The following is a 6950-nucleotide window of genomic DNA, read 5'->3' as shown; positions in this document are numbered from 1 at the left end:
TACAATATAAAACATCATCTCATCAAAATGCTATATACTACATTCTACAGATTACATAAAAATGCGCACGATTAAATAACAAGAGAAAACTGTGAACTGTGAACTGTGAGCTGTGAACTGTGAGCTGTGAGCTGTGAACTGTGAGCTGTGAGCTGTGAGCTGTGAGCTGTGAGCTGTGAGCTGTGAGCTGTGAGCTGTGAGCTGTGAGCTGTGAGCTGTGAGCTGTGATTGCTTTCATACCAATCATTCCTTTACTTTTTGATAGTTCTATTATATCAAAATTTCTAAATTTTGCATATTTGCTTTCCCTGACGGCTAGTCATGTATAAACCACTTAGAAAATATGATTTATGGCTACATCTATACTAAATGAAGTACATTTTGAATTGGAAAAGTCCGTTTCTCAAAGAGTTGATGGTAAATTAATTGACGTTCAGACTAGTCTGTCCGAAGTATTTTACGACAAATACATGAAATTTTGTGATAGAAAGTACTGATTTTGTTATAAATCATCGTTTTTTTCAGCTCAATTAACAAAGGTTGTGTTTATGATACGTTAAAGGAAAGTATCATAAATAGATAGGAAAGAATTGCTAGATATATGGCGGAACTAGAAGCGCTTGAAATAGTCTATGGTATGAACTGGTTAGCAGATTATATGAGCGAACATTCTGAGGGATTGATTCCTTATTAAAAGACGATTTCCGCTTGGAAGTCGTCTTTTTTGATATCCTCGCAAATACGATATCTTGTGGTTGGTGTAAACTGGTAGATAGCTCCCTTATTTTATTTATCAAAACCTTGTAAGTTTTTTTGTCGCTCTTCAGTTTGACCCTTGGCATCCAATTTATTACCATTGTAAACAGTGCTTTCCCATGATCCGTACATTGGGTTAGGGAAAATGATGAATTTCTCACCAAACTCTTTTTGGAGTTCCTCTAATTTTTGGTCGCGCTCAGTTTCAGAGGTCTTTGAAAACTCTGCAAAGTCCACAAGATTGTCTCCTAGTAGCATGACTAAGTTGGTTTTTTCTTGGACTGCTTGTCTACGACCTTCTTTAGATTTGACGCCTTTTTCTAGGAACATGAGATGATCGCGGCTTTGTACAGGAATTCCTTCGTTTTCTAGGTTTTTGATCGTATCATCTACCTGATCTATCGTGCGGTCAGATACATAGTAAATTTGGACACCGTTTTTGTCTGCAAATTGGAGAAAGTCTTTAGCACCTGGTACAGCCTTGGCTGCGGCTTTTTTTACCCAGACATCCCAGTTTTCTGGGGTAAATGCTGTTCCATCTTTGACATTTTGCGCTTGATAAGGGCTATTGTCTAATACGGTTTCGTCCAAGTCCAAAACGATAGAGTAGGGTTTATCTGTCTGTGTTTTTAGTAGTTCTTTTAAACGATCAGTAGCGACATTGTAACCTTGTAGATAGAGTGCCTTGGTTTCAGCTGCTTTTTGATACCAAAGAGTTGACATAGTATTTTCTCTTGAACGCAACTGATCATAGGTCATTGTAACCTGATTATCAGATGTACTACTTTGTGTTGTCTGTGAATTTGCCGAATTTGTGCCACAGCCAGTCAGTAAAATGATGGATGCAAATGTAGAAGCAATTGTAATAGTGACTTTGGGTATTTTCATAATCCCATCCTCCTAATAATAGTCTATTGATATTATAGCGCTTTCATGGGATTTGTGCAAGAAAATATTGAGAGAAAACAAATTTTTCAGTAGTAACTTGGTATTAGGATAAAATTATGTACTTAATTTAGGAATGAAGATGTATATAAAAAAATCCAATCGAGTTGATAGCCAATATATATTGTGAAAAGGGGAAAAGGAGTGGTAAGATGGTTTCAATCCAAATGGAAGGAGAAAGGTATGGCAAGCAAAAGAGAGCTAGTATTTAGAGCGATTCGAGGCGATGAAGTGGGAAGAGTTCCTGTGGGATTTTGGTTTCATTTTGTAACACTCGAAGAAAAGGGGCAGGGATTAAATAATCCACGTATCTTTCAAAAAAGTGTTGATGGGCATCGCAACTATGTGGAAAGAATTTGTCCTGATTTTGTCAAAATTATGAGCGATGGTTTTTTCCTTTATCCAAGTAATGTCTATAGTCCTAAGATCGCAAGCATTCAGGAGCTGACTTCTATTGAGTCGATTGGTGAGGAACACCCATGGATTCAGCAACAGGTGGAAGTGGTACAAGCGATTCGAGAGACCTTTACCGAAGAGATTGCTTCTTTCTACAATCTCTTTGCAAATAAAACTGCTCTGGAAAATATTCTAGAAGGCCTAATTGTAGCTCGTAAAGTTCCCAAGGAAGAAGCGCTCAAACGTGCAGAATCTGCCTTGGAAAAAGTTGGTTTACTGGCCTATAAGGACTACTACCCTTCACAACTATCTGGAGGGCAACAACAACGAATAGGAATTGCGCGTGCCATTGCCGTCAAGCCCGAGGTCATTTTGCTAGATGGACCAACATCTGCACTAGACCCTGAGTTGGTTGGAGATGTTTTGGATGTTCTGAAACAGTTGGCGGGAGAAGGTGTGACCATGGTGGTCGTCACGCATGAGATGGGATTTGCTAGAGATGTCGCTAACCACGTTATTTTCATGGAGGGAGACCGTATCGTAGAGGAGAATAATCCACACGATTTCTTTAGTCGTCCACGAGAAGAACGTACCAAGCAGTTTCTAGCTCGTATCTTATCGGATGCCACCTATAGTGTAGAATACATGATTTGATAGATAAGTGTATCATAAAAACAACGAGGCTGGGACAAAAAGATTTTGATTTTAGGAATTCTTTATTATAAATTTTTAAAATCGATAGATTAGACAAAAAAACGAACAAGACCGAATTCTGAATGTCAGATAACTCATTTTGTTCGCTTTTTATATTTAGGGTTAGACTTTTATCCCAGACTCGTTTTCTCTATAGGAGGGCTAGGTTATACTCCTCGAAAATCTCTTTAAATCAGGTCAGCTTCGCCTTATCTACAACCTCAATGCTGTGCTTTGAGCAGTCCTGCGGCTAGCTTTCCAGTTTACTCTTTGATTTTCATTGAGTATTAGTTCTTTTTCTTGTTTTTTATCAACCATCCAAGTCCGATAAGGGCAAGAATGCTGAATCCAGCAAGGGCAAGGAGGGATTTGCTCTCAGTTCCTGTGTTTGGAAGGACTTTCTGAGAAAGAGTCTCTGTAGCAGTTTCTTGAGTTTCAGGATTGGCTGCTAGGTTTTGAGCTTGGTCTTGTTCTGGTTCAACTTCCAAGTTAGAAAGATCAAATTCTGGTTTTTCTTCCACAGCTGGAGCGACGATGGCACCACCTTGAGACAAGCGGAGAACGACGGCAGTGAGAGCGTTCAATTTCAAGCCTTTTTCAGTCCATTCAAGACCTTGAGGGTTAGCGATTCCTACGGGACCTGCTTGGTTTTCATCTGCGAGGACTTCGGCCTTTCTCAAGTGAGCAAAGGCAGTTCCCAAGTTGAATTCGCGAGCCTTATCATCCGCATTGACAAAGACTGCGTAGACATCTCCATTTGGAGCTGTGATTTGGTAGCCGATGACCACATCTTCTTTTTCAACACCATTTTGGTCTGGGACAGTAATGAGTTGGACGCGTTCTTTGATATCTTGTAGACTCTTGAGTCGGAAGGCGTCTGTAGATTGACGAAGAGCGATCAATCCTTTCATGTAGTCACGGCTCTTGACATTTTCAGGATATGCTTTGCTATCTGTAGCCTTGGTCCAATCAAACTTGTTGACAGCATCACTAGAGTCGTAAGAGTCATGGATGAAGTACGGATAGACAAACGGCTTGCCGTCCTTATCACGCAATAAGTGAGATTTGTGTGGAGCCTTATCGTCTGGAACAGGAGTCTTGTAGGCTGGGTCTAGGAATTGTTTAGTACGTCCGTATTCCTGACCAGAGTGGATAAACGGAGTCCCTTGAGCAGTCAAGACCATGAGGTTTCCAAGTCGCAAACGGCGATGGATTTCAGCATAGTTTTCAGCCTTGCTTGGGTCTTTTTTGATAGACTGGGCAATGATGTCAAAGAGGGTCAAGTTATCATGGGCTGCGATATACTGGATAACATCTCCAGGACTATCTGCTTCAAAGTTGGTTGGTTGGGCAATGAGATTTTTAAAGATAGTGTTGATATCACGCTTGCCACCTGTGATAAAGGCCGGTTGCCCTTCGTTTGGATAGCCAGACTTGAGGTTGTTACGGATGTCGTCTGAAAAGACAGCGACAGTATCGGTATGTTTCATCCAATCTTGGTCAGCAGGTTTAGTAGGCATGTTTTCGTCACCAGCATAGGTTCTCCAACCTTCGCCAAGCATGATAAGATTTGGATTGAGGGCGCGTGCAGCCTTGTAAGCTTCTTCGATTGAAGCCGCATCGTGGTCACCCATCATATCGAAGCGGAAACCATCTACTTTGTAGGTTTCAACCAGATACTTGATAGAGTCTACCAAGACACGTTTAGACATGTAGTGGGTAGTTCCCAAACGTCCACCACCAAAGCTAGTTCGAGGTGTGCCATCAGCATCCATAAAGTGGTAGTAGTTTGGCTCAATATCTTCAAAAATGTCGACATTTGCAGTATGGTTGTAGACCACGTCCAAGATAGCCCCCATGCCACGTTTGTGGATTTCGTTGATGAGGTTTTTGAATTCGGCGATACGTTTTTCTGGATCCTTAGGATCGCTTGAGTACATACCAGTCAAGGAGAAGTAGTTTTGAGGGTCATATCCCCAGTTATAGTTGCTGTTGCTTGAAGCATAGGCAGACAAACGTTCATGGTTTTTCAATTCATTGACAAAGTAGTAGGACAAGACTGGAAGGAGCTGGATGTGAGTCACACCCAAGTCTTTGAGATAGTCTAGTTTTTCGATAAAGGCTTCAAAGGTACCAAATGGTTTGGTCAAGTCTTTTGCGATGGCCGGATCTGAAGTGAAGTCACGCACATGAGCCTCGTAGATAACGGCATCTTCACGCGATTTGAAGTTGCGAATCTTCCCATAGGTCAAGTCTTGCGGTCCTAGTTTGGATGGATCGACAAAGGCAGCTTTAGCGACCTTATGAGCGGCATCTGTTTTTGCTAGGTCACTGTTCCAAGCCGCTAATGACTTGGCATAAGGGTCAAGAACGAGAACGGTTTTACCTTGGCGCTCGATCTGGTAGTGATAGTAGTAGCCAGTGTAGTTGCTGATACCGAGACCAGAGTTTGCATCCAGAGTTTGTTTCCAGGTGCCTTTTTCTCCTTTTTCAAGGGCGACAGTTCCAACTACTTTGTCAGGGTCTTTCTTGTCGTAGACAACGACAGAAACCTTATCAGCACTTGGAGACCAGAGGGTGAGGTCAACACGCTTGCCATCTTCTTTTAGAGTTGCGCCGAGTTGACCATCGTAACTGTAGGACTCATCCTTGAGGCGCCAGCTTGAACGTGTGGTAAATCGGTCTGAATTGTAGCCGACAGTGTATGGGTGTTGAGTGTCAGAGAAGTCGCCGATGTAGGTCACTTTTTTACCTGCCTCATCCACTTCCACGTCTGTGATAGCTACTTTATTCCCTTGGTAATCAGTGATGCTGGAGTGTTTGAGGATATCGTCTTTCTTAGCCCCTACTAGGGTAGAAAAACTGCTTTCGATACGAGATTTAGCCACGTGTTGGGCACCAGTCATGCGGATGTCGTGCACATAGTAGGGGTTGGTGTAGATGGTTTCGTCATCATCTTTGAGGAAGATTTGACTGTGATTTTTTAGATCAGTGAATTTATAATCTTCTTTTCTGATTTTCACATCATCGCCTTTCTTGCTTTCGTCTAGTAATAAAAATCCAAATTCTCTTGCAGCTTCATTGAGTGGGATATCAATGTAACGACCATATTTTCCAGTTGCGGTAAAGTCAGTACCGTCAGGCCATTCTCCACTGCTTGGGTTCTTGACATCGCCCCAATACCAGAGAGATTTTTTGTCATAGTTGCCATCGGTGCGGTAGTAGTTGACACGAACAGTACCTGCTGGCTGAGGACGGTAGTTGTATACCTTGTAGTTTTCATCTAGCCAGGCCTCATTCATTTTTGGAGAGAGGCGCTCTACCGAGCGGTCCCCCGTCAGGTTATCCCCCTTGGTATTATTGATAAGGAAGCTGACTTTCTTGGCTTGCTCATTTTTGAGTTTGACATCGAGGTAATAGCCGTAGTCATCTTGTTTGGCATCCTTGAAGGACTGGGCTCCATTGGGCCAGTTTTCAGACGGCTTTTCAACATCGTCCCAAGTCCAAAGACCTTGAGAATCTTTGTTTTCTTCAGGGAGTTTTTTAACATGGATACGGAAGTGGTTATCTGCGATGGGTTCTTCAGAAGATGTGCCAGCTTGTGGTTTTTGATCTGAAGTTGGCGCCGAGGTGCTGGCATCTACTTTCTCTTCCTTGCTGTTAGCCTGGCTTGTAGTAGTATCTTCTGTTTTAGGTGTTTCTGGTGCTGTAGTAGTTTCCACAGCTGGAGCTTCCTTTTTAGAATCAAGGGAAGCGTTTGCATTCTTTTGTTCAGAAATAGGCGTTTCCTTTTGAGCTTGCCTAGTTTCAGTCTCAGTAGGGACCTTGGTCACAGCGCTGGTATTTTCCTGAGTTTGAGGAAGGTTTTCGTTAGCCGAAATAGTTGGCATTGTAGCAGAAAGCAAGACAATGCTGGCACCAATAAGGACAGAACCAGTTCCGTTCTTCAAGGAACGGATACCATAAATCATTTTTTTCTCAGTTTGAGATGGGCTCTTTTTCATCACAATTCTCCTTGTGTAGTTGTTCCCTATCAGTATAGCATGAGATAAACATTAGTGCAAGCGTTTTCCTGATTTTTAAGAGAAAATATAATGCTTCATTCTCTTGAAATTTTAAAATGATATATAGGAAAAGATTATTTAAAAAATAGTAAAAAA

3 protein-coding genes are annotated in these 6950 nt (G+C 41.9%); 1 reads left to right on the top strand and 2 read right to left on the bottom strand.

The window, feature by feature from the left end; translation table 11 throughout:
- Window positions 1-786 precede the first annotated feature (786 nt).
- Entirely contained in the window at window positions 787-1644 is an 858-nt protein-coding gene (locus OVN21_RS09045) for a 5'-nucleotidase, lipoprotein e(P4) family (protein ID WP_267248157.1), read from the bottom strand.
- 240 nt (window positions 1645-1884) lie between these two features.
- On the opposite strand from OVN21_RS09045, the gene OVN21_RS09040 reads away from it, so the two are divergent.
- Window positions 1885-2751, top strand: coding sequence for an ATP-binding cassette domain-containing protein (locus OVN21_RS09040; RefSeq protein ID WP_267248156.1), 867 nt, complete (start codon window positions 1885-1887; stop codon window positions 2749-2751).
- Between the two features lie 326 nt (window positions 2752-3077).
- Here OVN21_RS09040 and OVN21_RS09035 read toward each other — a convergent pair whose 3' ends face one another.
- Window positions 3078-6794, bottom strand: a complete 3717-nt coding sequence (locus OVN21_RS09035) for a pullulanase (protein ID WP_267248155.1) — start codon at window positions 6792-6794, stop codon at window positions 3078-3080.
- Window positions 6795-6950: the final 156 nt, after the last annotated feature.

Source organism: Streptococcus sp. Marseille-Q5986 (assembly GCF_946902915.1).
Taxonomy (GTDB): domain Bacteria; phylum Bacillota; class Bacilli; order Lactobacillales; family Streptococcaceae; genus Streptococcus.
The sequence above is the reverse complement of the archived record's forward strand: the minus strand, read 5'-3'. Positions and strand labels throughout refer to the sequence as shown.

Excerpts from the sequence above, each read along its gene's own strand:
- OVN21_RS09045 (WP_267248157.1), bottom strand. The coding sequence starts at position 1,644 with ATGAAAATACCCAAAGTCACTATTACAATTGCTTCTACATTTGCATCC.
- OVN21_RS09040 (WP_267248156.1), top strand. The coding sequence starts at position 1,885 with ATGGCAAGCAAAAGAGAGCTAGTATTTAGAGCGATTCGAGGCGATGAA.
- OVN21_RS09035 (WP_267248155.1), bottom strand. The coding sequence starts at position 6,794 with ATGAAAAAGAGCCCATCTCAAACTGAGAAAAAAATGATTTATGGTATC.